21 protein-coding genes are annotated in these 25,249 nt (G+C 40.1%); 5 read left to right on the forward strand and 16 right to left on the reverse strand.

What is annotated here, in order from left to right; all coding sequences use genetic code 11:
• Positions 1 to 794: 794 nt before the first annotated feature.
• On the reverse strand, positions 795 to 1,652 hold the full coding sequence (locus tag H5120_RS06695) for a tetratricopeptide repeat protein (protein ID WP_182673933.1): 858 nt from the start codon (positions 1,650 to 1,652) through the stop codon (positions 795 to 797).
• 111 nt (positions 1,653 to 1,763) lie between these two features.
• Between H5120_RS06695 and H5120_RS06700 the strand changes: the two genes are divergently transcribed.
• Positions 1,764 to 3,074, forward strand: coding sequence for a M20 family metallopeptidase (locus H5120_RS06700; protein ID WP_182673934.1), 1,311 nt, complete (start codon positions 1,764 to 1,766; stop codon positions 3,072 to 3,074).
• 67 nt (positions 3,075 to 3,141) lie between these two features.
• Here the strand turns inward: H5120_RS06700 and H5120_RS06705 are convergent, their stop codons facing one another.
• The 4 genes from H5120_RS06705 to pomA all read right to left on the reverse strand — a co-directional run bounded on the left by H5120_RS06705 (position 3,142) and on the right by pomA (position 7,537).
• Positions 3,142 to 5,082 carry a DNA topoisomerase III gene (locus H5120_RS06705; protein ID WP_182673935.1) on the reverse strand — a complete coding sequence of 647 codons (1,941 nt, stop codon included), beginning with the start codon at positions 5,080 to 5,082 and terminating at the stop codon, positions 3,142 to 3,144.
• Positions 5,083 to 5,132: 50 nt separating this feature from the next.
• Positions 5,133 to 5,633, reverse strand: coding sequence for a hypothetical protein (locus H5120_RS06710; RefSeq protein ID WP_182673936.1), 501 nt, complete (start codon positions 5,631 to 5,633; stop codon positions 5,133 to 5,135).
• 213 nt (positions 5,634 to 5,846) lie between these two features.
• Complete coding sequence (locus H5120_RS06715; protein ID WP_002961733.1) at positions 5,847 to 6,767, reverse strand: flagellar motor protein MotB; 921 nt, start codon at positions 6,765 to 6,767, stop codon at positions 5,847 to 5,849.
• Between the two features lie 2 nt (positions 6,768 to 6,769).
• Positions 6,770 to 7,537, reverse strand: a complete 768-nt coding sequence (gene pomA, locus H5120_RS06720) for a flagellar motor protein PomA (protein ID WP_024597197.1) — start codon at positions 7,535 to 7,537, stop codon at positions 6,770 to 6,772.
• Positions 7,538 to 7,858: 321 nt separating this feature from the next.
• On the opposite strand from pomA, the gene H5120_RS06725 reads away from it, so the two are divergent.
• From H5120_RS06725 to H5120_RS06740, 4 genes are all read left to right on the forward strand, one after another.
• A complete protein-coding gene (locus tag H5120_RS06725) occupies positions 7,859 to 8,101 on the forward strand; it encodes an exodeoxyribonuclease VII small subunit (RefSeq protein WP_002961738.1) in 243 nt (80 codons plus the stop codon).
• A gap of 2 nt (positions 8,102 to 8,103) precedes the next feature.
• Positions 8,104 to 8,991 (forward strand): (2E,6E)-farnesyl diphosphate synthase, encoded by an 888-nt coding sequence (gene ispA, locus H5120_RS06730; RefSeq protein ID WP_024597198.1) that lies wholly within the window; start codon positions 8,104 to 8,106, stop codon positions 8,989 to 8,991.
• 105 nt (positions 8,992 to 9,096) lie between these two features.
• Entirely contained in the window at positions 9,097 to 10,959 is a 1,863-nt protein-coding gene (gene dxs, locus H5120_RS06735; protein WP_182673937.1) for a 1-deoxy-D-xylulose-5-phosphate synthase, read from the forward strand.
• Between the two features lie 200 nt (positions 10,960 to 11,159).
• Complete coding sequence (locus H5120_RS06740; RefSeq protein WP_182674026.1) at positions 11,160 to 13,271, forward strand: hypothetical protein; 2,112 nt, start codon at positions 11,160 to 11,162, stop codon at positions 13,269 to 13,271.
• A 41-nt stretch (positions 13,272 to 13,312) separates the two neighbouring features.
• Here the strand turns inward: H5120_RS06740 and H5120_RS06745 are convergent, their stop codons facing one another.
• The 11 genes from H5120_RS06745 to thrC form a co-directional block, all read right to left on the reverse strand.
• Entirely contained in the window at positions 13,313 to 16,399 is a 3,087-nt protein-coding gene (locus H5120_RS06745; protein ID WP_182672770.1) for a ligand-binding sensor domain-containing diguanylate cyclase, read from the reverse strand.
• A gap of 37 nt (positions 16,400 to 16,436) precedes the next feature.
• Complete coding sequence (locus tag H5120_RS06750) at positions 16,437 to 16,922, reverse strand: phosphatidylglycerophosphatase A (RefSeq protein ID WP_024596288.1); 486 nt, start codon at positions 16,920 to 16,922, stop codon at positions 16,437 to 16,439.
• Positions 16,919 to 17,893 carry a thiamine-phosphate kinase gene (gene thiL, locus H5120_RS06755; RefSeq protein WP_024596289.1) on the reverse strand — a complete coding sequence of 325 codons (975 nt, stop codon included), beginning with the start codon at positions 17,891 to 17,893 and terminating at the stop codon, positions 16,919 to 16,921. The genes H5120_RS06750 and thiL overlap by 4 nt, the downstream gene beginning before the upstream one ends.
• A 46-nt stretch (positions 17,894 to 17,939) precedes the next feature.
• Entirely contained in the window at positions 17,940 to 18,350 is a 411-nt protein-coding gene (gene nusB / locus H5120_RS06760) for a transcription antitermination factor NusB (protein ID WP_002961751.1), read from the reverse strand.
• Positions 18,351 to 18,365: 15 nt separating this feature from the next.
• Complete coding sequence (ribE, locus tag H5120_RS06765; protein WP_002961753.1) at positions 18,366 to 18,830, reverse strand: 6,7-dimethyl-8-ribityllumazine synthase; 465 nt, start codon at positions 18,828 to 18,830, stop codon at positions 18,366 to 18,368.
• A 100-nt stretch (positions 18,831 to 18,930) separates the two neighbouring features.
• Positions 18,931 to 20,043, reverse strand: a complete 1,113-nt coding sequence (gene ribBA, locus H5120_RS06770; RefSeq protein ID WP_182673938.1) for a bifunctional 3,4-dihydroxy-2-butanone-4-phosphate synthase/GTP cyclohydrolase II — start codon at positions 20,041 to 20,043, stop codon at positions 18,931 to 18,933.
• 29 nt (positions 20,044 to 20,072) lie between these two features.
• Complete coding sequence (locus tag H5120_RS06775; RefSeq protein WP_002961757.1) at positions 20,073 to 20,726, reverse strand: riboflavin synthase; 654 nt, start codon at positions 20,724 to 20,726, stop codon at positions 20,073 to 20,075.
• Between the two features lie 16 nt (positions 20,727 to 20,742).
• Entirely contained in the window at positions 20,743 to 21,876 is a 1,134-nt protein-coding gene (ribD, locus tag H5120_RS06780) for a bifunctional diaminohydroxyphosphoribosylaminopyrimidine deaminase/5-amino-6-(5-phosphoribosylamino)uracil reductase RibD (protein ID WP_182673939.1), read from the reverse strand.
• A 2-nt stretch (positions 21,877 to 21,878) separates the two neighbouring features.
• Positions 21,879 to 22,328 carry a transcriptional regulator NrdR gene (gene nrdR, locus H5120_RS06785; RefSeq protein WP_002961761.1) on the reverse strand — a complete coding sequence of 150 codons (450 nt, stop codon included), beginning with the start codon at positions 22,326 to 22,328 and terminating at the stop codon, positions 21,879 to 21,881.
• Between the two features lie 104 nt (positions 22,329 to 22,432).
• Positions 22,433 to 23,689, reverse strand: a complete 1,257-nt coding sequence (gene glyA / locus H5120_RS06790; protein ID WP_182673940.1) for a serine hydroxymethyltransferase — start codon at positions 23,687 to 23,689, stop codon at positions 22,433 to 22,435.
• Positions 23,690 to 23,959: 270 nt separating this feature from the next.
• Positions 23,960 to 25,243, reverse strand: a complete 1,284-nt coding sequence (gene thrC, locus H5120_RS06795) for a threonine synthase (protein WP_039490421.1) — start codon at positions 25,241 to 25,243, stop codon at positions 23,960 to 23,962.
• Between the last annotated feature and the right edge of the window lie 6 nt (positions 25,244 to 25,249).

Raw genomic sequence — 25,249 nt, forward strand, 5'->3', positions numbered from 1 at the left:
ATGGTCACTCAGTTTCAATTGAGACTCTAATTTGTTTGCCTCGCTACCTAAGTAGTTTGGCTGTTAGAACTCAATCTGTACGAGTGCCCACACAGATGATTGCTTTATATTGTTAAAGAACGTTTGAGTCGCTTTAGCGTCTCAAGGGATGCGAATAATACACCCTTTATTTTTCGAGTCAACACTTTCTTTTAAACTTTCTTTTTGGAAGATTTAAAACCGAAGTTTTACTTAACTCTCTGAGTAGTTCGTGCCTCGCTATGCGTTGTCCGCTGCGCGTCGCCATATCCCGTCTCAGTGGGGCAGCATTATAGGGAGCGGCGGATTTTACGCAAGCGTTATTTGCATAAAATAGTAATTAAAATTAAGCCCCAAGCAAGCGCACACGATAAACACAAGTTACCCACAAAACCCTGTTGATAACTCTTGTTTTTACATAGATAAACCATACTAAAGCTATTAATTAAAACCTTAAAAATGCAAAAAGCACCTTATGTAGGTGCTTCTCAAAAGTAATAGTTATTAGAATCTAGTGTCTGTTTATCTTTCAAGGTTAAATTTGCAGCAGCCTGTTTGGTATTCAGGCAAGGCAGAGCCTATGTAGTGTGGTTACTCCCCATAAATAGGCGATAACGTAGCATTAATGCCAAACAGGCGCTGCCCAAAGGGTTCTTCCTAGGGGCTATTTACTCTTTGTTACTCGGTTTTTACTTAGCCCACTAGGTTACAAATCTCGCGCCGCGATTAAACCCCCCTAGTTTGAACAAATTTTAATCCGCAAAGAGCAACAGACCCTAGTATAAAATACTATATAACTTGCGGCGATACTTAGCTGCGAGTGCGTCGCCATCAGGTAAAGAGGCAATAATGGCTAAAAAGCTTGGTTTTGCTTCGTTGAAGTTCAGATCTTTTTGTAGAACTGTAAACAGTACATCCAATGCCTCTTCTTTTCTGCCTGCTTCATTAAGTAAAATACTGAGCTCTTCTTTTAGTTCTAAGTCATTTGGATACTTTTCTACTTGTTGTTGCTTTTCTTTAATCTCTGGTGAGTCTTTTGCTTCAAGCGCGGCTTCGCATTTTGCTTTAATATTATTAAAGTAAGCATCTTGCTCTTGTGCACCTATTGTATTTATAAGCGCTTGCGCTTCATCTACCTTGTGAATTTGAATACATATGTCTGCTAGCACTAACTTGATACGTGCATTACCGCTATCTACTTCATAAGCTTGCTTTGCATAATTCAATGCAGCATTTAAATCTGACTTTAATAACGCTTGCTTTGCTTGTTCTAATAGTAAGTCTTGTTGCGCAGGTAAATGCTTTGCTAGGGCTTCGCGTATTTGCGCTTCGCTTTGAACACCTGCAAGTAAATCTACTGGTGCGGAGTCTTTTAATAATACAAGCGTAGGCAGTGTTTGCAGACCAACTTGTTGCGCAAGTTGAGAAGCGAGTGCTTGTTCTGCATCGCAATCTAGGTTTGCTACTACTATATAGCTTGCATATTCTGCTGCTACTTTATCTAAAATTGCGGCCTGTCCTATACAGTCAGGACTTTGAGGAGAGAAAAAGTTAAGCAACACCAATTTTTGTTGTGATGTTTCACCGAGTACTTGTTGAAGGTTTTGCGCATTAATACTAACTATGTTGCTCATTGAATTGATTGCCATATTCGTCTATTTAGGTTTTTATATGGTGGTGAACATAATAATTACAAGTCATATACCTAAATCACTCGGTATACATATTCAACAATAAGGGAAAATATGAAATTAACTTACCTAAGTGCAATACTTTTATTAGCAAGCTCATTAGTACAAGCAAATGGACTCGATTTGAATTTAAGCAAAGCCATGCCAGCTATTGAGAAGTTTTACCTCGACTTACACCAATCCCCAGAGCTCTCTTATCACGAACAAAAAACAGGTAAAAAGATAGCAGATAGATTAACTCAGCTGGGTTTTAAAGTAACAAGTAATGTAGGTGGCTTTGGTGTTGTCGGCATTTACAAAAACGGAAACGGTCCAACCGTGATGATCCGCACTGATACTGATGGCTTACCTATTATAGAGCAAACAGGAAAGTCCTACGCCTCAAACGTCAAAGTGATAGACGAGCACGGTGCAAAAGTAGGTGTAATGCACGGTTGTGGCCACGATATTCACATGAGTTCTTTTATTGGTACTGCTGAGCAATTAATAGTACACAAAGATCAATGGAAAGGCACTTTGATGATGGTTGCACAGCCTGCAGAAGAAGTAGGTGGGGGTGCTAAAGCGATGTTAAGCGAAGGACTATTTAGTAAATATGAAAAACCTGATCATATAATTGCTTTACATGTAAGCGCTAGCGTCCCCGCTGGTAAGGTATCAATGAAAAATGAATATATGATGGCAAGTGTAGATTCTGTCGATATTACAATTAAAGGTAAAGGTGGTCATGGTGCTTATCCTCATACAACTATAGACCCAGTGGTTATAGCTGCACGCACTGTACTTGCTTTGCAAACAATCACAAGCCGAGAGCTTTCACCGCTTGAGCCATCTGTTATTACAGTGGGGTCTATTCATGGTGGTTCAAAACATAATGTGATTTCGGATGAAGTAAAACTACAACTCACTCTCAGAAGCTATAACCCCGATGTAAGAAGCGCTCAAATAGCAGCAATAAAACGAATCACCGCAGGTATTGCACAAAGTGCTGGATTAGATGAATCAAGCTACCCTGTTGTATATGTACATGAAGATGAATCTATTCCATCTACTTATAATAACCCTGCACAAACAGACATTGTTAGAAACTCTATCGCCAGTGCAATTGGTGATACTAATGTGCTTGAAACACAAGCTGTAATGGCGGGTGAAGACTTTGGCCTATACGGACGCACCGATGAAAATATTCCTATTACCTTATTTTGGCTAGGTGGTGTAAACCAAGCACAATATGCAGATTCGATAAAAACAGGTGAGGTTCTCCCTTCCCTACACTCTAGTAAATTTGCACCAGATTATAAAGTTGCTATCCCTACCGGAATAAAAGCAATGAGTAACGCTGCTGTTGCCTTATTTAATAAGTAACCTAAGTTTAGGTTAAGTAATACCAATTCAACATTAAGTAATATGGTTTAATAAAAAAGCTCTGTTGCTAACTAGCAACAGAACTTTTTTTATAACTCGACTTTTTAAAGGTCGCTTTTCCACCTCGTTTAGCAAAACGTTTTTTAGGTGAGCTTTTTGGTAACTTCGCAAATGCATTGCTATCGCAGTTTGCTGCTAATTGAACAAACTCATTTAGGTCAGCAAGTAAAGGTTGTAAAAATTGCTGATAACTCATTGCCTGCTGTGCAATATCACCTAAGCTCGACTCCCACTTTGCGGTTAAATCAGGACTCGCTAAACCTTGTGGTAATACGCTAATAAGAGCAAGTCCCGTTTCGGTCGCTCTAATTGACTTACCTTCACGTTTTAAAAAACGCCGCTTAAATAGCAACTCGATTATTCCCGCACGTGTTGCCTCCGTACCTAAACCATCGGTGTCTTTTAATACTTTTTTAATTTGTGGATCTTTAACATAACGGCTAATGCCCGTCATCGCAGCCAATAATGTAGCATCGGTAAAATAAGCAGGAGGTGATGTATGCTTTTCGACCACTTCGCCTTGCTCACAAAAAAGAGGCATACCTTTAGTTAAAGGAGGTAACGTAGTTTCATCTTTTAATTCAGACTTACCCATTAATACCTTAAAGCCCAGGCTTACATCTTGTTTTGCATTTGCTTTAAAAAGCCCACCAGCAATAATTACCTCAGCTTTAGTTTCGTTATATATATAGTCGGGATAAAACTGAATTAAGTAATGACGGCTTATTAATTGATATACCTTTGCTTCGTCACCGCTCAAACTCGCTGACTTTAACTGCTTAGCCGTAGGCACAATGGCATGATGGGCAGCTACTTTTGAATCGTTAAAACATTTACTACGCTTTTTTACATCAGCCCCGTTTACTAATTCACTGCCTTGCCCCCCATTTGCACTTATTGCCTTTAAAATAGCAGATGCTTCTTGATGGTGATCTTTAGGTAAATAACGATTGTCTGAGCGTGGGTAAGTTATTAATTTATGACGTTCGTAAAGTATTTGGCAAATATCCAATACTTTTTGAGCTGGCATACCAAATGCTTTAGCCGCATCGATTTGTAGTGCAGATAAATTATAAGGTAATGGAGCACTTTGCTTTTTTTGTTTTTGGTCGAGAGAAGTAAGCTCAGCACTTTGCTTTGTAATACGTGAAGCAACATTTTCTGCAAGAGCTTTGTTAAGTATTCGCCCTTCTTCATCTTGATGTGGCTCACATGCTTTACTAGGAACCCACTTAGCTATGAATGGTTGATTATCTGGAGTAAGCAAATGCGCCAATACATCGTAAAAAGGCTTAGATACAAAGTTCGCTATTTCGTTATCTCTATTAACAACAAGACCTAAAATAGGGGTTTGAACCCGCCCTACCGAAAGCACATTACCAAATCCTGCTTTTTGCCCAGCTAATGTATATGCACGCGTTAAATTCATACCAAATAACCAATCCGCACGAGAGCGTGCTAAAGCAGATACACTTAACGGAACAAAATCTCGATTAGAACGCATTGCGCCCAATGATTTCTTTACCGCCGATAAGTTTAAATCACTAATGAGTAAACGTTGCGCACTTTGTTTTTTAGCCTGACTTATTTTAGCTTCTTCTATTACTTGGTCGACCAGAAGCTGGCCTTCACGGTCTGGATCGCCAGCATGAATAAGTTGTGAAGCTTGTTTAATTAATTTTTTTAAAACAGTGAGCTGTTTGCGAGTTTTGGTTTTGGCTTTTAACTTCCACTGCTCAGGTATTATAGGTAAGTGATCAAACTGCCACTTTTTGAAACGCTCATCGTAGTCATCGGGTTCTGCTTGCTCAAGTAAGTGCCCTATACACCATGAAACACAATCACCATTAGCTACTTCTATATACCCATCGTGTCTTTTATGTGGTTTTGGTAAGGCATCGGCAATTGCTCTGCCTAATGATGGTTTTTCTGCAATGTAGAGTTTCATGGGAGCCGCTCACTCACTGTTCATATAAACAGTAGTTTAGCACAGCTATTTTAAAGGTGGGGAGTTTTATCTTTTGCCCTAAAATTACCTTGTTTAGTGAAAAGAATAATTAGAGGTAAATAACACACAACAACTGTGGCTATGTTGATAAATGGTATTAGAGTCTGATAAACAGCAGTACTGTAAGCTAAATCCCATAAATGACGATCAACTAAGCGGAATAGTTGCAATATAGGTGCACCAATAACTACCAATTGACCAATAGCACATTGCCATAGGTACACTTTATCTTTTATCCCCCAGTAAGCGATAAGTGCCATCCAAATAATATCTGTTAGCGCCCAAACTAAATAACGATAAATATAAATGTCATCAAACCCTCTTAGGCTTGAAGCAGTTAGGTTACCAAAGAGGAAAAAAGCTGCGGTCAGTAATACAAATCGAAAGGCTAGGCGATCTTTAAATACAAAAAATATAAAAATAGCTGGGCTTAGCATTAAAACCCAGCTTTTACTTAAAATACTAACAATATACAAAAACCATTCAGGCAAAACACTCAGCCTTACTTTGTTTTTTTATCGTCATCTGTACCATCACCATTACCTGGCATGCCACAATATTTATTGATTATTTTCACAGAAACTCCACCACATATGTTAAGGAAATGTACTTTAAGCTAAAACAATAGGATTGCCAAGGTACTTAAACGAACAAAGTACCTTAAAGTGAAACTTATTCAATAAGCGATAGCGTCAAGCTCTAGCTTAACGCACGTCAATCGGATCAGACTCTTTAGCCTTACCTTGTAATATAGATATTTCTACTCGGCGATTCCTGCGGCGATCTTCATTTGAATCGTTTGGAACAAGTGGACGGGTATCAGCCCGACCCACTACCATCATGCGGTTTTTATCAAACCCTTGCACCGTTTGCAGCTCGCTTGCTACTGCTACAGCACGCTTTGACGATAAGTCCCAGTTGTTAATATATAACTCATTCGATACCTGAAAATCGTCGGTATGGCCAGATACAGTAATTTCGCCAGGTACATCTTTTAACAGCACACCAATATCTTGAATTATGGGTTTAAACTTAGGTTGTAAAAATGCACTACCCGAAGGAAATGAACCATTTTCACGAATACGAATAATTATTTGCTGCCCTAAAGATTCAAGCTCAATTGCACCATCTATTATTTGCTTTTCAAGCTGCTGCGCGATTTTTTTAACGAGCTCGTTAGTTTGTTCCTGATCGGCCGCTGAAGTTGCTTGCTCTGACGATTGCTCTTGAGAAGTACTACGAGATTCGCCACCGCGTTTGTCCCCGCGTTGTTCTTGCCTGCCGCCAGCTGAGCTTTCATCTCCAGCCTGAAACTCTAACATTTGTTGAGTCATTTCGACTGTTTGCTGCTGAATGGTTTCTATTGGAGTGGGTTCTGGTTTACCTGGGGTAAACTCCATAGCAATAACAGAGGTACCTTTAGGGATATCTTTTACTTCAATTTTATTCTGCACACCAAAAGCAAACTTCATAGAGCCCGCAATTTGTTTAAACTTAAGTACATCCATTTCTGAAAACGCAAGCAAGAGTACAAAAAAGCACATTAACAGTGACATTAAATCGGCAAACGTTCCCATCCATGCTGGTAGGCCAGGTGGTGGGCATTTGCACTCTTGATCAGACATAATTACTCCTCGGTATCTACTTTGCGTTTAGATTCAGCTAAGTAATTTTTCAAAATACCTTCGATTACTTTTGGATTTTGGCCATCTTGTATACCTAAAATAGCATCTAAAATTAAACGCTGATTCATAGCCTCTTCGTCTTTACGCAGTTCAAGTTTTACCTGAATAGGAATTGCTACAACATTGGCTAAAAACGCACCATATAAAGTTGTTAAAAGCGCTACCGCCATTGCCGGGCCAATTGCTTTTGGGTCATCCATGTTAGATAACATTGCAACTAAGCCAATTAGAGTACCAATCATTCCCATTGCTGGTGCAATATCGGCTAATGACTTAAATAAGCCTGCGCCCATTTCATGTCGAGTAGTGGTTAAAGAGATATCTTTTTGAAGTGTGGCGCGAACAACATCTGCGTCATGGCCATCAACAAGCATGTCGACGCCTTTGCGCATAAATGGATTCGGGATTTCAGCTTCTTCGAGTGCTAAAAACCCCCCTTTACGAGCTGAATCAGCAAGTTCTACTGCTTTTTCAATAAGTTCTTCTGGCGTTTCAATTTTAAACATAAACGCTTTAGCAACAACTTTACCTATACCCAAAAACTGCGACATGGTGAAATTTGATAAAACAATGAAAAGTGAACCACCAAATACAATTACACTAGAAGGAGCATCGGCAAACATAGCCATTTCACCGCTACTACTCATAAACATAGACATGACAATTAAGCCAATTGCGCCTAGGATCCCGATTATGGTTGCTAAATCCACATTTCCTCCAGAAGTTTCATGCTTAATGGCCTTATCATAAACTTTTATTATTAACTGCTTATCGGCAACATATTGAATTGCTTAAGCCATTTTTATAAATAAACATAAAAAGCAGCCTTTAGCACTATTTTAGATCAAGTTATAAGGGCTACCTAATTATCAATTGATTTATTAAACTAACAGACCGCTATTAAGGCTTTATTAATACACTTGAAATATAATTTAACGTTATAAAGGTAAAAAACCAATATCATCCTTTGACCTAGTTTAGCATTCCCCCTAAAATTGACCCCTAAATTTATTATGTAAGCTGAAATAAAGATGGCGACTAAAAAACCTGAAAACTTAAGTTTCGAACAAGCACTAGAAGAATTATCTACAATCGTTAGTGACATGGAACAAGGTGACTTATCGCTTGAGCAATCGTTAAAGCAATTTGAGCGTGGAATTGCATTAGCAAGTGCTTCATCAGGTAAATTACAGCAAGCAGAACAAAAAGTATCAATTTTGATGGGAAATGGTGAAAAGTCAGTTCTTACAAATTTTGATAATGATATGGAATAGCTGTGAGCATAAATAATTATATCGAACGTGCTCAAAAAGATGTAGTAGCGACCTTACAACAGCATTTTAAACAGCCTCTCGATACTGAAGAAACAGTCAAAAACGCCACCCAGTATGGATTATTTAATGGCGGTAAAAGATTACGTCCATTTTTAGTTTATGCCACAGGTAAAATGCTCGGTGCAAACCAGCAAGACTTACATGTACTTGCAGCTGCAATTGAGTGTATCCATAGCTATTCGCTAGTTCATGATGATTTGCCCGCTATGGACGATGACGACTTACGCCGTGGCCGCCCTACTTGCCATATAGAATTTGGCGAGGCAAATGCAATTTTAGCCGGTGATGCCCTACAAACTCTCGCCTTTGAGCTTATTGCGAATCACAAATTTACATGCTCGTCGCAAACACAAGTAAAAATGATTGCTACGCTTGCCAACGCATCAGGCCTTGAGGGCATGGTAGGCGGACAAGGTCTTGACATAGCAGCAACAGATAAAGTAATTACCGTACAAGAGCTTGAGCGTATACATAAGCTAAAAACCGGAGCTTTAATTAATTGTGCAATTACACTTGGTGCACTGTGCAGTGAAAAGGCAGATCAACAAACCTTAGAAAATTTAAGCATTTTTGGGTATGCTATAGGGCTGGCGTTTCAAGTACACGACGACATTTTAGATGTTGAAGGCGATACGGTTACTTTAGGTAAACCACAAGGCTCCGATATTGCCGCGAATAAAGCGACATATCCGGCGTTATTAGGTATGCTAGGCGCTAAAGAAAAGGCGCAAAATTTAATACAACAAGCCCATGAAGCGTTGGCAAATATAGATGCTGACACAACACTTCTTGCGTCGCTAGCAAATTACCTAATTGAGCGTGACCACTAATTTTTGCTCATACGTATTGCAATTAGCACTGACATTATTACTCAACATTAATTATTCGTAAAAGCTTTGAATGAATTAATGTTAGCGAAGGATATATATAAAACCATGACACTTGATAGTAGCAAGTATCCATTACTTAATTTGGTTGACGAGCCAGCCCAATTGCGTGACTTAGCGCAAGACAAACTCCCTGCATTTAGCAATGAGCTGCGCGATTATTTACTCAACTCAGTATCGCAAAGTAGCGGTCATCTAGCGTCTGGTTTAGGGACGGTTGAACTAACCGTTGCGCTACATTATGTTTATAACACTCCAGACGATCGCCTAGTTTGGGATGTGGGTCACCAAGCTTATCCACATAAAATCCTTACAGGTCGTCGCGACCAAATGCACACTATTCGCCAAAAAGACGGTTTGCACCCTTTTCCTTTTCGCGATGAAAGCCAATACGATACGTTTAGCGTAGGCCATTCAAGCACCTCTATTTCAGCTGCCTTAGGTATGTCTATTGCCGCCCAAAAAGAAGGCAAAGGTCGAAAATCTGTAGCCATTATTGGTGACGGAGCTATCACCGCAGGCATGGCATTTGAAGCGATGAATCATTTAGGTGATGTAAAATCAGACATGCTTATTATTTTAAATGATAACGAAATGTCGATTTCAGAAAATGTTGGCGCATTAACAAATCACTTTGCCCGAATTTTATCAGGTAGCTTTTATACTAACATTCGTGAAGGCAGTAAAAAGTTACTCTCAGGTGTGCCTCCGGTAAAGCAACTTGCCAGTAAAATGGAAGAGCACATTAAGGGCATGATGATCCCGGGGACCTTCTTTGAAGAATTAGGCCTAAATTACATAGGCCCAATTGATGGTCACGATGTAAACATGCTTGTAGATACATTACGTAATATGCGTAATTTAAAAGGCCCACAGCTTTTACATATAAAAACGCAAAAAGGTAAGGGCTACAAACCGGCTGAAGCCGATCCTATTGGCTACCATGGTGTACCAAAATTCGACCCAAGCACAACTAGCCTGCCTAAATCTAAACCTAGCGCTGCTACTTTTTCAAAAGTTTTTGGCGATTGGTTATGCGACATGGCAAAGCAAGACAGCAAGTTAATGGCTATTACGCCAGCAATGCGCGAAGGCTCTGGCATGGTACGTTTTTCTAAAGAGTTTCCAGATCAATACTTTGATGTGGCCATTGCAGAGCAGCATGCAGTTACTTTAGCGGCTGGTTTTGCTTGTGAAGGTTTAAAACCTGTTGTTGCTATTTACTCGAGCTTTTTACAACGTGCGTATGACCAATTAATACATGATGTTGCACTGCAAAACTTACCTGTATTATTTGCCATTGACCGCGCTGGTATTGTTGGAGCCGATGGTGAAACTCACCAAGGTGCGTACGATTTAAGCTTTATGCGCTGTATTCCAAATATGGTAATTATGGCACCAAGCGACACCAACGAATGCCGCCAAATGCTATACACCGGTTATAAAGCAAACTGCCCTGTTGCAGTTCGTTACCCTCGAGGTAGCGCAGGTACTGCAGACATTGGAAGCACTATGCAACTGCTTGAAATAGGTAAGGCAGATACAATTAAGAAAGGCAGTAAAATTGCAATTTTATCATTTGGTACATTACTTGATAATGCACAGCTTGCAGCTAACGAATTAGATGCAACGCTTGTTAACATGCGTTTTATTAAACCTCTTGATACTGCACTTTTAAATGAGCTTGTAACTAGCCACGATGTAATTGTAACCCTTGAAGATAATGCTATTGCTGGCGGTGCCGGCTCTGCAATTAACGAATACTTGGCAACGCAAAAGGCTGATATTAATATCCTTAACTTAGGTATTCCTGATGAGTTTATTAAACACGGCACGCAAGATGAAATGCACGATGAAATGGGATTAGGCGAGCAAGGAATATTAAACGCTATTAAGGCGTTTATCGCTTAAGCTATTTACTTAGTTTATTAAAAAGGAGCCTCAAGGCTCCTTTTTTTGTTTTTAATTTTAACTTTTTTGCATCCAGTTTCATTTTATAGCCGTTATTGATATGAGGTTAACATGTAAATAATCGGTGCCGCTTAGTCTATGCCTTATGAGCAAGCGCGTTATTTACCTACATTTGATGGAATATTTAAAAGGTAAAAATGATGAATAAAGCTAATTTAACAACTCATTCAGCACAAAAAAACACACTTAAACACACGCTTAGTTTTTCAGCTTTAACACTTGCAGTATTAATCGGCATTACAGGCTGTAGCTCAGACGATGGTGAAAACGGCGTAGATGGTATTGCAGGCACCGATGGACAAAACGGTACCGACGGTACAAATGGCAACCCTGGTTTTGCATCAGCCACATTAATTTTGGCAAACAATGGCGAGAGCAATACAGGCACTATCGATTTAATTAACCAAAACGCCTCTAAACTAAAAACCTTTAATACAACAGCTAACGAAGGCGTTGCATTTGATAGCTTAGGTAATTTATTGCAAGCAAGCGACAGCGAAAATGGCAGTATTAAAACTATTTGCCAGCTTGCAAATCGTAGTGACGGCGCAACCTATACAGCTAATACAGATCGCGAAATAACAGGTACTAACACAACACTGGTAAACCCTAAAGGAATAGCTGTAGCACAAAAGAGTGGCCTTGTTTTTATTGCTGACTTTGGCGCTATGCAAGTAACGACTTTTGGCGCTACAGCCGCGGGCGATACAGCGCCTTTAGGCACAACTATTACAGAAGCGGCGCCGTGGGATGTTGATTATGATGAATCTAACGACCGCCTTTATGTAGCACTAACAAATGGTGATGTAGCCGTTTATGATAATTTTGTTGGTGGTGAATTTGCCGCAATGCCAAGCCGCACAATTACTCCAAGTAATAATGATGGCACGCAAATATCTGTAAATATTCACGGCATTGTTTATGACTCAAATACTAATAAACTTGTTTTGTCTGATGTAGGCAGTGCCTCAGACGCAACCGATGGTTCGTTATTTGTAATTAATAATGCTTCAACTGCAGAGGGCTTAGTAAGCGTTGCACGAAGTATTGCCGGTCCAGCAACAATGCTTGGTAACCCAGTTGATATTAGCCTTGAAGGTAGTGACTTACGTGTAGCTGAAAAATCAAATGATGCTGTTCTTGTGTTCAGCAATATATTTTCAGGTGAGAGCGGCGATATCACTCCTGATTTAGTTACCTCAACAATTAAACCTGAGTCAATTACTAAACTGGGTATACAAAATGAGATGGCTGATATTTCAGATAGTGATACCGCTAATATGGCGCTGCTAGGTGTTGCTGTAAGTAGTAATCCGGGCACTGCAGGTGAAACAACTGGGCAAATTAGTCGATTAAGTTCACAACTTAACACAGAAATTGGCAACTATAATGCAAGTCAAACTATCGAAAGTGTAACTTTTGATAAAGCGGGTAATAGTTATACAACGTTCGATAACAGTACAACCTCAATTGGCGGTATTATTATTTCAAATAAAGTGGCAATAAACAGAGATGGGCAAACTTATAATACGAACCAAGACAGCATTATTACTGGTTCGAATACAGGCCTTATATCTCCTAAAGGTCTTGATGTGGCTTCTGATAGCGGTATGATTTTAGTTGCAGAAAATAATGCAGATACTCCAAGTATTTCAATATTTTCAACTTGCACCACAGGGGATGCAAGCCCATTAATGACGCTTACGTTTGCAAACGATGCTCGCCCTTGGGATGTTGATTACGATGCAAACACTGATCGAGCTTTTGTAGCACTAACAAATGGAACAGTTGCTGTATTTGACGAAGTTAAAAGCAAACTAATGGCTGGTAGTACAAATATTGCAGTTGAGGATAGGCTTATAACGCCAGCAAATGCAGGTACAACAGTAGCAGCACCAAGCAACATGCACGGCATCGACTACGACTCGCTAAGTGGCTCGCTAATACTCTCTGATGTTGGTAGCGCAGCAGTTGCTGACGATGGCAAAATATACGTATTGAATAACGTAGCAACGGCATCGGGCTTGGTAAACATAAGTACCACTATTAGCGGTCCAAATACCTTACTGGGTAACCCTGTTGATATTATGTATACCGGAACAGATTTATACGTAGCTGAGAAGTCAAATAATGTGGTTATGCGATTTAATAATATTTTAAGCAGTGCAGGCGGTGATATAAGCGCCGATACCAGTACGGCATTTGCAGCCCCTGAGTCGATTGCAATATTACCAGCTTGGCTTAACAAATAGAGTTAACCTCACCATGCCTGACCAATAACCTTGGTCGGGCATTATCGCATCCACACTTTTATATCTGCCAAGCCATTACTTTGTAAAATACCTAACTGCTGATCAACATTAGAGTTTTGTTCAAACTCAAATGCATCGAGCTGCTCATCAAACGTAATATTAGCCACACCATCACCACCGCGTTTTTTAACTTGATGCAATGCTATATCTGCTAAGTTAATAGAGGTTTCCCAGCTAATTACCTGCCCGCCTAATAAAGGTAATGGATAAAATGACCAACCAATTGATGCCGTGATATTAGTTGTTTTTCCATTTGGTAATTGGAACGAATTAGCCGCTATTACTTTACAAAGTTCTGAAGCATAGCTGTCTATTTTATTGCATTTAAAGTCACGTAATAATAATAAAAACTCATCACCACTCCAACGTGCCACATAGTCAGAGCCCTGCGTACGCGAATTTAACAATGCAGCCATTTGCTGTAAGCAGCTATCACCTGCAATTGGGCCATACGCATCGTTAATACGGCTGAAGTTATCAAAGTTAATAATTACCAGCACCAGTGACTTACCTTGTGCCTGCAGCGACTGTGAATTACGTTGAAAGTGCTCAATATCTTTAGGGAGTTGATCAAACAAAAAGCGGCGACTACGTAGCCCTGTTAGCTCATCTGAGTGACTCACTAATTTAAGCTGTGAATTCACTTGGCCTAATTTATCATTAGCTTGGCGAAGCTCTAAGGTACGCTCAGTGATTAAGCCCTCTAATGCTTCTTGTTTTCTGCGCTCTTGTGCTCTAAACACCCAAAAAATGAGATAAAAAAGCAAAATAAAACCACTGGTAATTAAAAGCCTAAAGTAAATTGTTTCGTCAAAGCGCTCAGGCACTACAAAACCGTATTCTACATCTTGCGCTTTAGCCCAGTCTTCACCTTGGCGCTTAGCTTCTAATTGAAACAAAAACGAGCCAGGAGGCAAGTTAGTATAAATAGCTTCACGTCGCGTATTTGCATAGCGCCAGTCACTATCTAAGCCACTTAGTTTATATCTAAATTCAATGCTGTTTGGTGCATAGTAATCAATAGCTGTGTAAGTTAGCGTTATATCACGCTCGTCTGTTTCTAATGATGGTTTTTTACCAAGCGCAGCGGTAGTTAAATGACGAAGTGGCGTTGTTATTGTCTCTATTGTTGGCTTTAATGCAAGCACACCAAATAGCTCTACATTTTTAGGTATTTCAACAACACCTTGTAAGCTTGGGTACCAAATAGAATTTCCGGTGTCTGCTACCGCATCATGCCCAAGTCCACTACAACATTGATTCGCTTTACCATCAAGTTGACGGTCAAAAGATGAAATTACTTCTTCAACTTTTAAGCTTTTTATTTCTGTTTTAAATTGCTCTACAGGCATTCTGTAAACACCTTTCATGGTGCTTACCCAAACATGCTTTAACTTTTCATCATATTCTAGGCTAAATATAGAACCATACGGTAAACCATTAGCTGCATCGAGCTGACGCCATTGCCCTTGCGTACTTCTGTAAAAAAGCCCGTCGTTAAGAGAGCCGATTAAAATACCAACGCCATCTATATGTAGCACGCTAGTTACGTATGCGCTTTCAAGTGTTGTTTGGTCGCCAATTTTTTCAATGCCACGGTCTGTAAAGTAATATGCGCCCTTACTAGTACCAATCACACCAAAGTTTGTTTTATCTAATACGTAGGTAATAAACTTACTACCTAAAAAAGCGTTATAGGCAAAAGGCGTTAAACCAGCATAATTTAATCGATATAAACCGCGTCCGGTACCAATCCAAAAGCCGCCTTTACTGGAGCGACTTATTGCAAATACCGGATTATCGCGAAGTGCTCGACCTGGGACGGTGTAAAGTGTCTTGTTTTCAAAAACAAATAAGCCGCGCCCTGTGGCTATATATAATCGCTCACCATCAAATTGTAGATCGTGTACTGATGCGTATCCATATTTACTACTTGGGACTAAATTAATAAAACTTTTATCTAAATCGAAATAACCAATGCCGCTTTTATTCGCAACCCACAGTTTACCATCGGGTGCTTGGCTAATAGCCATAACAGATTCGGTCATGTTTGAAACTGCTGAATGTCTTTCGACTCGCCCTTCATGAGCAAGCCACAAGCCTTCACTAAAGCTTGCTAACCAAACGTTATTTTTATCATCTCTAAAAATATCAGCAAACCATATACTTTGATCAAGTTGGCTAGGCTCTACCCATTGCCACTCACCGGTTTTATCTCTGAACAATAAGCGCCCATAGGTCGAAACCCACAAGCCACCATCGGTATCGCTCATAAACTTATAAACGGCTGAGTTATTTGCATTAGGTAAAGGAAAAGGTCTTAGCTCGTCATCTAAATCTAAAAAGTATGCACCTAGCTCAGAGGCTATGTACAAATTACCATTTAAAAATGATAAATCGTGCACTATGGTTTGCGCTAAGCGCTCTGGTAAAGATATTTTTGCGGTAAGCTCTAAACGTAGTTTAGAAAAGTCTGATGAGTTTTTTGTAAGGCGCAATAAATGACGATCATTGACCAGCCAAATGCCTTCAGGAGAGAGTGCCATTTGGCTAACAGAGCCAACTATTTGTGTTATCACCGTAGCATTAACAATAGGTAGAGGACCATTTACTTCAGTGCGTAAATCAACTTGCCCTCTATCTACATAGTATAAGCCGTTGGCCGCAATCCATATGCTACCTTTAGAGTCCTCAAGAATATCTCTTACAGGACCTTTAATATTAAATTCTTGTGCTGCAAATGTGGCTGGGTTAATAACTACCAAGCCACTTTTAGTGCCTACCCATAACAAACCACTAGAATCGACTAAAAGCTTATTAACACCATTACTAGGCAAGAATGGACTATTTTGCGTGTTGTAATTTGTAAATGTTGTACCATCAAAACGGCTTAAACCAAATTGCGTACCAAGCCACATATAGCCTTGCTGATCTTGCACAACACTTTTAAGTGATTGCGACGGTAGGCCATCTTTTATATTCCATTGCTTAACTACGTAATCAGTAATTGAAGCCCAACTTGGCGTCGCGCACAACATAAGTACACAAACCAATAAAAATCGCATCATATTGCTGCCACCTAGTTAAACAAATCAAATATAAAAATTAAAAGGGCAATAAACCCACTTTTATTAACGCTTGCAAACATATAAGCGAAAAAATACCCGCAAGTATATCGTCGGCCATTATACCTAAACCGCCATGTACTCGTTTGTCTAGCATACGGATTGGGCCGGGTTTTGCTATATCAAAAAAGCGAAATAACAAAAAACCTACGAGTAATGTCTGCCAGCTAAGTGCTGCGCCAATCATAGTGATGTAATAACCCGCCACTTCATCCCATACGATAGCAGGATGATCGTGCACGCCTAGATCATCAGCCGTTTTACCACACGCCCATATACCAAATATACTGATCACAACAGCAAATACAATTTGCAGCCATAACGGATAATACATGGTCATAAAAATGAATGGCAAGGCAGCAAATGTACCAAATGTACCGGGCGCTTTAGGGGCAAGCCCAGTCCCAAAGCCCAGACCAAAAAACTGATGTGGACGCTTTAAATTAAACTTGCGGTTATTGTTCAAACCAGCTCCTTTGCAAAGTGCTCAAAACCCTGCGGTTCAAAATCAAACTTTTCACCGTTGTGTAAAAGCTCAATTTGGCCATCGCCACTTTTAACTTGGCCAATGCATGTTGCATCTACACCATACTGGCGTAGCTTTATTTCTAACATACTTTTATTGCTATCAGGGACCGTAAAAATTAATTCGTAATCATCACCGTAACTGAGAATAAATGGCAGCTGCTGATTAAAATCAAGGCTTGCTTGCATCGCATCTGAAGTTGGAATACTTTCAATATTCACCACTGCACTTACTTGTGACATATCCAGTATATGACTTAAATCAGCGATTAAGCCGTCCGACACATCGATAGCCGATGATGCAAGGCCTCGTAATACCTGCCCTGCAGCAACACGTGGGGTTGGAAAGTCAAAGCGTTTATTTACGTACTTTAAATGCTCTGGCTCAATACTTATACCTTGTTTGCGAGACTCAATTGCAAGTCCAGCGTCACCTAGCGGACCCGTAACATAAATCCAATCACCCACTTTTGCGCCACTACGACGAAGTGCAGTACCTTCGGGTACAGTCCCTTTCGCACAAATAGTGATGGTTAATGGGCCCTGAGTTGTATCGCCACCTATAATCTGCACATTAAAATATTCAGCAATTTCATGCATGCCATCAGTAAACTCTTCAATCCACTGTGGATCAATACTTGGCAAAGTTAACGCAACTGAAACCCAAGTCGGCTCAGCGCCCATGGCCGCTAAATCACTTAAATTAACAGCAAGCGCTCTGTGACCTAATGCACGAGGGGAAATATCATCAAAAAAGTGTACGCCAGCAACAAGAGTGTCTGTTGTAACGGCAAGTTGGCAGTTTTGTGGAACGGTTACTAAAGCGCAATCATCCCCTATACCTAGGTTTACATCACGACGGGTGATACCGCGACCTTTAAAGTAGCGGTTAATTAATTCAAATTCCTTCATACACAAAAAAGCCGGCCTATGCCGGCTCCCCTCTTTAACGGTTTACTTACTTGCGTAAATGCTTAACAGCTTTATCAAGTACACCGTTTACAAATTTATGGCTGTCTTCAGCGCCAAAAATTTTGGCCAGCTCAATACCTTCGTTAATAGCAACTTTATAAGGTACGTCTTCACGGAACTTAAGCTCATAGCTGCTTAAACGTAAAATTGCACGCTCAACCATATCTAAGTCATCAAACGGACGTGTTAAATGTGGTGATACAGCTTCGTCTAGTTGCTTGTAATTTACAGCAACACCCGTCGCTAGATCTTTAAAGTATTCAACATCAATTTTAGTAACGTCTGTTTCGATCAACATTTGTTGTTCGATATCGGCAATTAAATTGCCACTTATTTGCCAAGAATAAACGGCTTGGAGTGCTAAGATACGTGCTTTACGTCTTGCTGCTGGTTTCACAAAAATTCCTTAAACTTAAATTTTATCTAACACATTAACCATTTCAAGCGCGCCTAAAGCAGCTTCGCCGCCTTTATTGCCCATTTTGGTGCCAGCACGCTCAATTGCTTGTTCAATGCTTTCTGTGGTTAATACGCCAAATGCAACCGGGATATCATACTCAAGTGATACTTGCGCAAGACCTTTGTTTGATTCGCCAGCAACTAGGTCAAAGTGTGGTGTACCACCTCTGATCACTACGCCTAATGCGATGATTGCATCATACTCTTTTTTTGCCGCAACGCGTTTAGCCGCTAAAGGTAATTCTACCGCGCCTGGCACATAAATAACGGTAATGTCGTCATCTGATACGCCACCTGTGCGTTTTAGCTCATCAACAGCACCTGCAAGGAGGCTGCTACCAATAAAGTCATTAAAACGAGAAATGACAATGGCAAATTTTTTGCCTGGAGCGTACTTATTACCTTCAATAATTTTCATTTGATAACCCTAAAAATAAGTTCAAGCGGTTGCGATTGCGCAAAAATTGCTGCGCATCATACCATAAAAATAAAATAATAGCCTAGTTTAAGCGTGATGCTTATTGTGGCTCAACGTAATCAACAACTTCTAAATGAAAGCCCGAAAGTGCATGGTACTTTTTGGGGCGACTCATTAATCGCATTTGTTTAATTCCAAGATCGGCAAGTATTTGCGAACCTACGCCAACAGTACGAGATGTACCTTTGAATTTACGTGGCGTAACGCTTTGGCCAGCATCAGCTGCTGCAAATGCTTTCACAGTTGCCTCTAACTCTTCAGTGCTTTCTTGCTTACCTAAAATAACTAAAGCACCTTCATTTTTAGCGATATAAGCCATTGCTTCAGAAAGACCCCAGCTACGGTCAGCACTTCTGTCTGAAAGTAGAATATCATTAAAGGTACTTTGCAAATGTACACGCACATTTGTCGGCTCTTGATCTTTTATATCGCCTTTGAGTAATACGTAATGTAATTGGCCGTCAATTGTGTCTTTGTAAGTAACTAAATCAAATTCACCATGAACAGTTGGTAACTTACATTTTGCTACTTGCTCAATTGTTGTTTCGTTTAAGTTGCGGTATTCGATTAAATCAGCAATGGTGCCAATTTTAATATCGTGCTCTTTCGCAAAAACTTCTAAATCAGGGCGACGTGCCATAGTGCCGTCAGCATTAAGTATTTCAACAATAACAGATGATGCTTCAAGCCCAGCTAAACGCGCTAAATCACAGCCAGCTTCAGTGTGTCCTGCGCGAGTTAATACGCCACCAGGTTGCGCCATAATAGGAAAAATATGACCAGGCTGAACAATATCACTTGGGACTGCGCCTTTAGCTATAGCCGCTTGCACTGTACGCGCTCTATCTGCTGCTGAAATACCGGTTGTAACACCTTTTGATGCTTCTATCGACATTGTAAAGTTAGTCGAAAATGCTGCACCATTGTTTTTAACCATTAACGGTAAATCAAGTTGCTCGCAACGCTCTTGCGTCATGGTTAAACAAATTAAACCACGGCCATGGGTAGCCATGAAATTAATCGCTTCTGCGCTAATATGCTCAGCAGCTATTATTAAATCGCCTTCATTTTCTCTATCTTCATCATCCATTAAAATAACCATTTTACCGGCTTTAATATCGTCGATGATTTCTTGCGCACTGTGTAAATTCATAAATTTGCTCGTGTAAGTTGTCAGTTTCGTTATTTAATAAAACCCGCTTTAGCGAGTAAGCTCATCGAAATATCAGAGCCCGTTGGTTGCTCTGCACCCTTTATAAGGCGCTCTAAATAACGTGCAATTTGATCGACTTCTAAATTAACTTGAGTACCTACTTTAAAATGAGCAATTGTGGTTTGCTCACTCGTGTGTGGGACAATTGTTAATTTGAATTTATTACCCTCTACAGCGTTTACTGTCAGGCTTATACCATCAATACATACCGAACCTTTGTACGGAATGTATTTCATTAAATTTTCGTCAGTTGTAAGCCAATATTCTGTTGCTCTGGCGTTTGCTGTAATACTTGTAATCGTTGCGATACCATCAACATGGCCAGATACTAAATGACCGCCTAAACGAGAAACAGGTTGCATGGCTTTTTCAAGATTCACCGTTTGTCCTAAAGCATAGTGAGCAAAACCGGTCAAACTAATCGTCTCATTAGATAAATCCGCACTAAAACCATCAATATGTTTATCAACTACAGTTAAGCAAACACCATTAGTTGCAATGCTGTCACCTAACTTTACGTCTGTCATATCAAGATCAGCACTTTGGATACGAATGGCTAAGTCGCCTTGTTTTTTTTGTAATAAAGCAATTTTGCCTGTGGCTTCTATTATCCCAGTAAACATAGCACTACTCTTTTTATTAAGTGATTTTAATGAGTTTTGACGCGGTGATACGTAAATCGTCACCAATGCGCGCACATTCATTAAATGTTAAATCAACGGTGTTTTGCATACTCGTCAATTCAGGAAAATTAACTAAACTTTTTGCATCATGGCCCATTAGTTTAGGCGCTAAATAAAAAACAAACTCGTCAACTAAATTAAGCTCTGTCATTTTACCAGCAAGTGTTGCGCCAGCTTCAAGCCAAACATTATTAAACTGCAGTTGCCCAAGTTTTTCTAAAACGGCTTGTAAATCAACTTTACCGTTACTTTCACTGACTTCAATATGCTTTACAAAATGCGGCCATTGCAATGATTTATCAACCTTAGTCGTAAATATTATTACATCACTTTGGATTTCAAATAAAGCAAGGTCAGGTGTTAAACGGTTTTGAGAGTCAATTATAACACGCACAGGCTGGCGAAGCGGCAAATCTGTAGGTAGTGTGCACGGTAACTCACTTAATCGCACATTAAGTTTAGCATCATCGACTAACACTGTATCGGCACCGGTTAAAATAGCACAGCTTTGCGCTCGGTATAATTGTACGTCTTGTCGAGCCGCAGGACTTGTGATCCACTTACTTTGCCCATTTTTAAGGGCTGTTTTACCATCTATACTTGCTGCCATTTTACAGGTCACATAAGGTAAGCCTTGTTCCATTCGCTTAAAAAAGCCAACGTTAAGTGCTCGCGCTTGTGATTCGAGTAACCCATAAGCAACGTCAATACCGGCATCGCTCAGTATTTTAAGGCCTTTGCCAGCAACTTGTGGGTTTGTATCTACCATAGCGGCAATTACTTTTACCACACCGGCAGCTTTTAAGCCTTCGGCGCACGGTGGCGTACGGCCATAATGACTACATGGTTCAAGCGTTACATAAGCCGTTGCACCTTGTGCATTTTTTCCAGCGACAGCCAGTGCATTTACTTCAGCATGGCCTTGACCTGCTAATTGATGAAAACCCTCACCAATTATTTGATTATTTTTAACTAATACACAGCCAACATTAGGATTAGGCGTTGTAGTAAATCGCCCTTTTTTGGCAAGTTCTATGGCGCGTGCCATATACATTTCATCATGTTCGGTAAAAGTAGTTTGGCTTTGCATTGTTACTCCCCTAAACGGGCAATTTCTTCGCCAAATTCGCGTATATCTTCAAACGATCGATAAACAGAGGCAAATCTTACGTACGCTACTTTATCGAGCTTTTTGAGGGCTTCCATAATGCACTCACCCACCAAATGGCTTGAAATTTCTCGTTCGCCTGTAGCACGCAACTGCGATTTTATTATATTCACCACTTCATCTACTTGCTCTGTGCTCACTGGACGTTTTTCGAGTGCGCGATTTAAGCCATTTAATAATTTATCTTCGTTAAATGGTTCGCGGCTGCCGTCTTGTTTAATAACACGAGGCATAACCAGTTCAGCGCCTTCAAATGTAGTAAAGCGCTCGTGGCAGTCGTTGCACTCACGGCGCCTGCGAACTTGGTGGCCTCCGCCGACTAGGCGAGAATCAATAACTTTAGTATCTTTTGCGGTACAAAATGGGCAATGCATAGCTCGGTACTTCCGTTTTAAAACAAAAAAGACCGCTAAATAGCGGCCTTTTATCTTAGCAAAAAACTAAACAGTTGTGATCTAAATTACTACTGCTTATGCAATTAAGCGTATACAGGTAATTTTGCACAAATAGCTTTTACTTTTTCTTTAACTTGCGCCTGTACAGATTCATCAGTGATGTTATCTAGTACGTCACAAATCCAGCCAGCAAGCTCTTTTGATTCTTCTTCTTTAAAACCACGACGAGTAATTGCAGGAGAACCAATACGCAAACCAGATGTTACAAACGGAGAACGTGGATCGTTTGGCACTGAGTTTTTATTAACTGTGATGTTAGCGTTACCAAGGGCTGCATCTGCATCTTTACCAGTAATATCTTTATCGATTAAATCGAGTAGGAATAAGTGGTTTTCAGTTTTGTCAGATACGATTTTGTAGCCGCGCTCTTGCATAACAGCAACCATTACTTGTGCATTTTTAACAACTTGTGTTTGGTATGTTTTAAACTCTGGTTGAAGCGCTTCTTTAAATGCCACTGCTTTTGCTGCAATAACATGACATAAAGGACCGCCTTGACCACCAGGAAAAACTGCGCTGTTAAGCTTTTTATAGATAGCTTCGTCGCCACATGCAGAGATAATTAAACCACCACGAGGACCAGCAAGTGTTTTATGCGTAGTTGTAGTTACAACATGTGCATGAGGAACTGGGCTTGGGTAAACGCCTGCCGCAATTAAACCTGCAACGTGAGCCATATCAACAAACAGGTAAGCACCTACTTTGTCAGCAATTTCACGGAATTTAGCCCAATCAACAATACCTGAGTATGCTGAAAAACCACCAATGATCATCTTTGGTTTATGCTCAAGTGCTAGCGCTTCAACCTGTGCGTAATCAATTTCGCCCGTTGTTTCATCTAGTCCGTATTGAATTGCATTGTAAAGCTTACCAGAGAAACTTACGTGTGATCCGTGAGTTAAGTGACCACCATGAGCTAAGCTCATACCAAGTACAGTGTCGCCTGCTTCTAATAGCGCTAGAAAAACAGCAGCATTAGCTTGCGAACCAGCATGTGGCTGTACGTTTGCGTAGTCAGAACCAAATAACTCGTTAGCACGGTCAATTGCTAATTGTTCAACAACATCAACATGCTCACAACCGCCATAATAACGTTTACCAGGGTAACCTTCTGCGTATTTATTTGTAAGCTGTGAACCCTGCGCTTCTAGTACGCGTGGGCTACAGTAGTTTTCTGAAGCGATTAGTTCAATGTGCTCTTCTTGGCGAGCAGTTTCTTTGTTTATCGCGTCAAATAACTCTGGATCAAAATCCGAAATATTCATGCTACGTTCTAACATTGGGGTCTCCTAGGGCAACGTGTATGGTGTTTTTTTAGAGGCTTTATTGTACGCTTTAAACGACTCTTTGCCTACGCTCTTAAGTTGAGGATATTTAAACAGGGATTGAAACTATTTCACAGACTTTTTAAGATGATATTTTCTTATAAAACCATAACGATTTTAAATGAATGCTATTTCCTACATTTAATTAGTAAATGCAATTCACTAGCTTTAATAGCCTAAAGTTATAAAAAAAGGCGGCTTAACCGCCTTTTTGAATTAATTAACTTAGCCAAGTTTAGCAAGTATTTCTGTACGTAATGCGTCGTAATCGGCCTTTATATCGCTTGCTAGGCATGGTTTTGCTAGTGCGTCGCTAAGTGGTTTTGGCATACCTAATTCAATATTTAAAATACCCTCTACGCTTTCTTTAAACTTAGCAGGGTGAGCTGTGGCTAAAAAGATACCCGCGGCCCCTGGCGCTCGATTTTCAACAAGACCTTGGTACGCAATAGCAGTGTGAGGCTCTGCAACATAACCCGTTTGTTGAATTTTTTTCATCACCGATTGCGTGTCTTCCTCGTTTACGCTAGTTGAATAAAAGTTATCGTAGCTAAACCAGTTATTATCTAACATTGTTTGCACACGCGGCCAGTTGTTTGGCTTACTTACATCCATTGCATTTGAAAGCGACTCAAGTGTTGCGTTTGGCGTCCAGGTTTTATCAAGCATAAAGCGCGGCACAGTATCATTTTGGTTGGTTGTTGCACTTAATTTACCTACAGGTAAGCCAATAACCGCACCAATCATTGCAGCACATACATTACCAAAGTTGCCACTTGGCACTGATATATGCGCTGTAGCGCGTTTTTCTTTTGGTAGTTGTGCAATGGCCTCAAAGTAATAACAAACCTGAGCAACTAAACGGCTAATATTAATTGAATTAGCAGAATTAAGCCCAAGTGTTGATTTAACTTCTTCATCTAAAAAGGCATTTTTAACCAACTCTTGGCAATCATCAAAACTGCCATCAACTGCGTAACAATGAATATTGTTACCTAACGTAGTAAATAGCTTTTGCTGAGCAAGTGAAATTTTGCCTTTAGGATATAAGATGACAACATCGATATTCGGCTTGTTATAAAAAGCATGCGCAACGGCTGCACCAGTATCGCCCGATGTTGCAGTTAAAATAGTTACTTTTTCATCTTTATTAAATTGCGCTAAACACTCAGCCATAAAGCGACCACCAAAGTCTTTAAACGCAAGCGTAGGACCATGAAACAACTCTAAGCAGTATGTATTCTCTTCAACTTCCACCAGCTTAACTGGAAAGTTAAATGCATTTTTAACCATTTGTGCCACAGTGTCGCTTGGCAGCTCATCACCAATTAGGTGAGATAATATTTTGCCACTGCGTGTAACAAAGTCCATATCAAGCAATGCATCAACATCGGACAGTGGGGCAAGGGATTCTGGGAAAAACACACCTTGATTACGACCCAAACCTGTTTTTACGGCTTCAACGAACGACACTTTTTGTGAGCTATCTTTTAAATTATGTAATTGCATGACTAC

It is taken from the genome of Pseudoalteromonas sp. SR43-2, from assembly GCF_014163885.1.
Taxonomy (GTDB): Bacteria; Pseudomonadota; Gammaproteobacteria; order Enterobacterales; family Alteromonadaceae; genus Pseudoalteromonas; species Pseudoalteromonas distincta.

Coding starts and splice junctions, on each gene's coding strand:
- H5120_RS06695 (WP_182673933.1), bottom strand. CDS start 1,652: ATGAGCAACATAGTTAGTATTAATGCGCAAAACCTTCAACAAGTACTC.
- H5120_RS06700 (WP_182673934.1), top strand. CDS start 1,764: ATGAAATTAACTTACCTAAGTGCAATACTTTTATTAGCAAGCTCATTA.
- H5120_RS06705 (WP_182673935.1), bottom strand. CDS start 5,082: ATGAAACTCTACATTGCAGAAAAACCATCATTAGGCAGAGCAATTGCC.
- H5120_RS06715 (WP_002961733.1), bottom strand. CDS start 6,767: ATGTCTGATCAAGAGTGCAAATGCCCACCACCTGGCCTACCAGCATGG.
- H5120_RS06725 (WP_002961738.1), top strand. CDS start 7,859: ATGGCGACTAAAAAACCTGAAAACTTAAGTTTCGAACAAGCACTAGAA.
- dxs (WP_182673937.1), top strand. CDS start 9,097: ATGACACTTGATAGTAGCAAGTATCCATTACTTAATTTGGTTGACGAG.
- H5120_RS06740 (WP_182674026.1), top strand. CDS start 11,160: ATGAATAAAGCTAATTTAACAACTCATTCAGCACAAAAAAACACACTT.
- H5120_RS06745 (WP_182672770.1), bottom strand. CDS start 16,399: ATGATGCGATTTTTATTGGTTTGTGTACTTATGTTGTGCGCGACGCCA.
- thiL (WP_024596289.1), bottom strand. CDS start 17,893: ATGAAGGAATTTGAATTAATTAACCGCTACTTTAAAGGTCGCGGTATC.
- ribE (WP_002961753.1), bottom strand. CDS start 18,830: ATGAAAATTATTGAAGGTAATAAGTACGCTCCAGGCAAAAAATTTGCC.
- ribBA (WP_182673938.1), bottom strand. CDS start 20,043: ATGAATTTACACAGTGCGCAAGAAATCATCGACGATATTAAAGCCGGT.
- H5120_RS06775 (WP_002961757.1), bottom strand. CDS start 20,726: ATGTTTACTGGGATAATAGAAGCCACAGGCAAAATTGCTTTATTACAA.
- ribD (WP_182673939.1), bottom strand. CDS start 21,876: ATGCAAAGCCAAACTACTTTTACCGAACATGATGAAATGTATATGGCA.
- nrdR (WP_002961761.1), bottom strand. CDS start 22,328: ATGCATTGCCCATTTTGTACCGCAAAAGATACTAAAGTTATTGATTCT.
- glyA (WP_182673940.1), bottom strand. CDS start 23,689: ATGTTAGAACGTAGCATGAATATTTCGGATTTTGATCCAGAGTTATTT.
- thrC (WP_039490421.1), bottom strand. CDS start 25,243: ATGCAATTACATAATTTAAAAGATAGCTCACAAAAAGTGTCGTTCGTT.